This is a genomic window from Glaciimonas sp. Gout2 (assembly GCF_035018905.1).
In the GTDB taxonomy this organism is placed as follows: domain Bacteria; phylum Pseudomonadota; class Gammaproteobacteria; order Burkholderiales; family Burkholderiaceae_D; genus Glaciimonas.
In genome coordinates this window covers 1-4,434 of the sequence record NZ_JASJXA010000091.1, presented here as the reverse complement: position 1 = coordinate 4,434, position 4,434 = coordinate 1, and the positions used below count along the sequence as shown (strand labels likewise).

Here is a 4,434-nt window from a genome sequence, read left to right as displayed (position 1 = left end):
GTGTTGAGGTGCAGAACCTCAACAACTTAAGTGACAAGCGTTTTGAGGGAAATTTATCGCATACGCGACTTGGCTACCATCTAAAAATTGCCAAATGGTATTGATGCGCCTGCACATCGTTTGCGTAGGCATGGTCACGGCTTACTTGTTAGGCGCTCAAACGCACAAGGCCAACGTCGCAAAATATGTCAATAGACTTCGAAGACGCCGCACCACGGTGACTTAACAGCAATGATTGCTTGTCCTAAGCCCCTCGCATTGCAGTCGCGATAATTTATTTTGGATTCTCTTGTTCAGGAGGTGAGATATTTGTCAGTCCAACTTGAGAATTGAGCTGAAAAAGTTCAGCGTCGTTAGCGCAGGCCAGCTTCTGCATACCCGTTCGTTTCTGATTGCTGATGGTTTTGCTGCTGCGTCGAAAATGATCGGCAATTGCCTGGACCGACATACCGCCCAAAAACATGCGGAGAACTTCCAGTTCTTTTTTTGAGAGCAAGGCGATTTTATCAACTTCGGGACGAGTGCTTTGTTCGGCAAGACTCGCAGTGAGACTGCGGCTTAAATATTTATAGCCGTTGCCCACACGTTTAATCGCTAACGGTATTTCGTTCAGATCGCTACTTTTGTTGAGCAGACCGTGCACGCCAAGCTGCACAATCTTGCTCAGCAACGCTGGATTGGTCAACACCGTCAAGACGATTAAGGTAACCTTGGGAAAGCGACTTTTTAGACGACTCAGCATTTCCATACCGTCACCGAAAGCGCCGCCAGGCATCGCGTAATCAGTCAATACCATATCGACTTGTTGGCTGTTGAGTATCGCAAATAATTCAGTCGAATTAGCGGCGGTACCAACCAGATTCACGTTTGAGAGACCTTGCAAAAGTGACTGCACTCCCAACAAAACGACTGGGTGATCGTCTGCTAACACCAATTTTACTTGTCGAACATGCATGCGCTTATCCCGTGAAATGTGTCACTTTCGCACTTCATCATATCGGCAATAATGTCGCCAACTATTCAAGTAGATTATAGCGCGTAGTTACACAAGAGAAACAAAAACGCATAACACATACAAAAAAAAATTAATTAAACATGCAAACACTAATGAATATTCTCCTCAAAAAGCCGGACTTGCGATCTACATTACGTCTAGACTAATTCCACTCATTTGTCCCATCTATTGCTTGCAAACCGCCGGTGACGCTGGCGCTACAGCGCTTCCCCTTGCAGTAAACTTCCAATCGGAATACTGAGATTTTCCATCAAAATCCTTACGACCTTTAGAAAAACCATTTTGTTTGAACGGCTCCATTTGGCTTTTACTAAAGACGCCCATGATATGGTCGCTTTCGTTCATGATTAAACCCCATCCACCATTGCCAATTGTTTCAATATCATCCTGGCTACTGGATTGTCCCTCTGTGCGCATGTGCATCGGATCAGGAAACATTTTCCGCAAATGTCGCATTACCCGCAAATCCCGACGATCTTCAAGCAATACATCCAGATTTGGCGGATAGCAACCACGCACTGGTCCACTTTCGTAGTAACTCTTAATCGCTTGGGCGATCTGATCTCCGTTGAATAGCAAATCTGCCTCTTTCTCTCTCATCAAACGCACTGACAAATCACCCGACAGTTTTAGTGCCATGATGCTCATAACGGCCACAATGATGAGCACCGAGAGATAGGCAAATCCCGGTTGTTTACCATTCCGCATAGGCCCCTCCTCCGAGGGAGGTACCTGGCGCACCACTACGAACCTCCTGAATTTCTGAGTCTTCGTTCAGTTCAGTCAACCAGGTATCACGGCGTCCTGTAACAGGGTCAAGCGGGACCTCTTTTAAATAACGCCGACTGACCAGATCTTCGAGCGCCTGAGGCCCTGCAGTGAGATCTTGACGATAGTTGTCAATTGCTTCGCGCAGACCGCGAATGTTATGTTGCAGTACCACCTCTTTGGCACGCTCAGTTTGTTTGAAATATTTCGGCGCTACTAACGTCATCAGCGTGGCAATAATCGCCATCACCACTAATAACTCTATTAAGGTAAATCCTTTTTTACCATTGGTTATACGGAATGCCATTGAGACCCTCTTTTGTATTCATTGACGACACATCGAAGACATCGGCGCCGGCTTGCGGCGCATCGAAAGCACTATCGTAACTACGTAGTTGCCAGGTTTCAGCTGCCGACGTATCAGGACAATTGCAGGTAGGATCACGTGGCAATCTTCGCAAAAAATATCGCTTTCCACCGTTAATATTTTTTTTATCTGCGACTCCGGTCTGGAGCACTTCCAAATCTGGTGGGTAACCGGTAGCACCTACTACTTTTGCTATATCACCGTCATCTGATGCCTGTTTGTAGGCGTCGATAGCACTGCGAATTTTACGTAATCCGTCCTTGAGAGTTTGCTCTTGGCTACGCCGCGCCATTAGCTCTGTCATTGGCAATAACGCTGCTGCTAGAGATGCGAGTATTGCGAGCGACACCATGAGTTCTATCAATGTGAAGCCGTTCGATTTAGTAATTTCTACGGTAGCGCCAGCACCATTCTTCACACGCCTTAACCTAACCGTCATGTTAAATCCGGCTTCAATTCTCTATTCGCCAAGTAGGAAGACATGCCTGCCACAGTCGCTTTAGCTAAGGATTGAGGATTTGCAGCTGGCTGGGAATACCCGACTGTATTTGGCCTCAAAGGCGGCGGCACTGAAGCGGGCACTCCCTTATCAACCGGAACTCCTTGATCAATTGGCAACTCAAGGTCGGGTAGCTCCTCAGTCTCTTTTTCCTCTCGGCGAGTCTGCTCCTCGACCTGTGGTGTTGAAACCGAAGCGGTACCACCACCAGCCGTCAAACGCGCGCCTTCCGTATTGCGCAATATCAGACTATCCTGGCTTACACGTGATTCAGTACCAGAAATGAAGGTAGTTACATGTGCTCCTGGCAATTCAAGTTTACGTTCGATGCGTGGCGTAATGACCAACACCAGTTCTGATTTTGAATTATTACCTTCACGGCTGCCAAACAGACGGTCAAGTAACGGGAGTTGACTAAGGCCGGGCAAACCGGATTTATTATCTTCGCCTATACGATTTATTAACCCGGCCAGAATTTGTGTTTCATTATCTTTGGCGGTTAACGTCGTCTTTGTCTTACGCTGATTTATTCGATAATACTTTGCGCCTTTTGGGGAGACTTCTGAAGCGCCCAGGCTTGATACCGTCAAGTCAATATCGACACTAATCTCGCCATCAAGACTGATCGTCGGCAAGACGTCAAATTTAAGACCGACATCCAACATTTCGACTTTTTCTGAGGTCGCGCCAGAGTCTGTCATCAGGTTGGTGATGACTGGGATTTTCTGACCAATCTCAATTTGTGCTTTCTTACCATTTTTGACCCGAATTTTAGGATTCGCTAACACTTGCATATGTGTCGCTTTCTGCAACATGTTTAGTGTCAAGCCCTTTTTTCCACCTAGATCGACAAACAGATTATTTTTGGTCAAGCTCGACAACACATTCAATGGAATATTGGTACTTCCATCAACACCGCCGTTAATTCCGACACCAATCGACCCTGGATATTGAACACCCAGATTGAGCAAATCATTGCTGCTAATTTCAAGTACCTGCACATCTAAGGTGACTTCAGCCTCTGGGCGATCAAGCGCCTGCACTAAGCGACTCGCGAGTTCCAGGGTTTCTGGAGCGTCACGAACAACAATGGCGTTGATCCGCTCATCGATATAAATGTCTCTGGTTTTTAAGGTCATTTTCAACGCGCTACTAACCGATTTTGCATTCGCATGACTCAGAAAGAAGGTCTTTACTGCCATGTCCCTATATTCCTTGTCCTTGCTGGCGCTAGCTGGATAAATCAGTAACGTGTTGTGATTCAACACCTTTTTCCGCAATCGATTGGTCGCAAGTAATAAATTGATAGCATCTTCCGCTGTCGTTTTCTTAGCCGAAATGCTGGCGGTTGCAGACTTCGATACGTCGGCGTCAAAGATAAAGTTAACCCCGGCAAGCTTAGAAATAGTATCGAAAATACTAATTAGGTTATGCGAACGGAATGTCAACGATATAGGCTTCTGTAGCGAAGTACCTAGCGCTGGGGATAGCGTTTTAGATTCTGCAACACGGCGCATCAAAGTATCGCGTAATTTGATTGCATCGGGCAATGCAGGATTCTCTTCCAATACTTTCCAGATTAGCTGAAGTGCATCATCTGGGCGGCTTTCTGCAATAAGGCGCGCTTCAATCAGAGATTCTTTTAAATGTTTACGGCTGCCAATCTGGTCGATAGCCTGACGTGCCCGCATATTTCCGGTATCGTATTTCAGGACTGTCTCAAAGCGCTCAAGCGCGGTCTTTTCATCATCCGCTGCAAGTGCGCACTCTCCTTCTTGATAATAA

Annotated in this window: 5 protein-coding genes; all 5 read right to left on the bottom strand. The window is 46.4% G+C overall.

The window, feature by feature from the left end; genetic code table 11:
* Positions 1-274: 274 nt before the first annotated feature.
* Entirely contained in the window at positions 275-955 is a 681-nt protein-coding gene (locus QN379_RS23020) for a response regulator transcription factor (protein WP_322238997.1), read from the bottom strand.
* A gap of 225 nt (positions 956-1,180) precedes the next feature.
* Positions 1,181-1,723 (bottom strand): type II secretion system protein, encoded by a 543-nt coding sequence (locus QN379_RS23015; RefSeq protein WP_322238999.1) that lies wholly within the window; start codon positions 1,721-1,723, stop codon positions 1,181-1,183.
* A complete protein-coding gene (locus tag QN379_RS23010; RefSeq protein WP_322239001.1) occupies positions 1,710-2,090 on the bottom strand; it encodes a type II secretion system protein in 381 nt (126 codons plus the stop codon). The genes QN379_RS23015 and QN379_RS23010 overlap by 14 nt, the downstream gene beginning before the upstream one ends.
* Entirely contained in the window at positions 2,065-2,589 is a 525-nt protein-coding gene (locus QN379_RS23005; RefSeq protein ID WP_323507720.1) for a type II secretion system protein, read from the bottom strand. Before QN379_RS23005 ends, QN379_RS23010 begins: the two co-directional genes overlap by 26 nt.
* Positions 2,586-4,434: secretin N-terminal domain-containing protein (locus QN379_RS23000; protein WP_323507719.1), on the bottom strand; the 1,849-nt coding region annotated here is incomplete at its 5' end. The genes QN379_RS23000 and QN379_RS23005, both read right to left, overlap by 4 nt.

Excerpts from the sequence above, each read along its gene's own strand:
- QN379_RS23020 (WP_322238997.1), bottom strand. The coding sequence starts at position 955 with ATGCATGTTCGACAAGTAAAATTGGTGTTAGCAGACGATCACCCAGTC.
- QN379_RS23015 (WP_322238999.1), bottom strand. The coding sequence starts at position 1,723 with ATGCGGAATGGTAAACAACCGGGATTTGCCTATCTCTCGGTGCTCATC.
- QN379_RS23010 (WP_322239001.1), bottom strand. The coding sequence starts at position 2,090 with ATGGCATTCCGTATAACCAATGGTAAAAAAGGATTTACCTTAATAGAG.
- QN379_RS23005 (WP_323507720.1), bottom strand. The coding sequence starts at position 2,589 with ATGACGGTTAGGTTAAGGCGTGTGAAGAATGGTGCTGGCGCTACCGTA.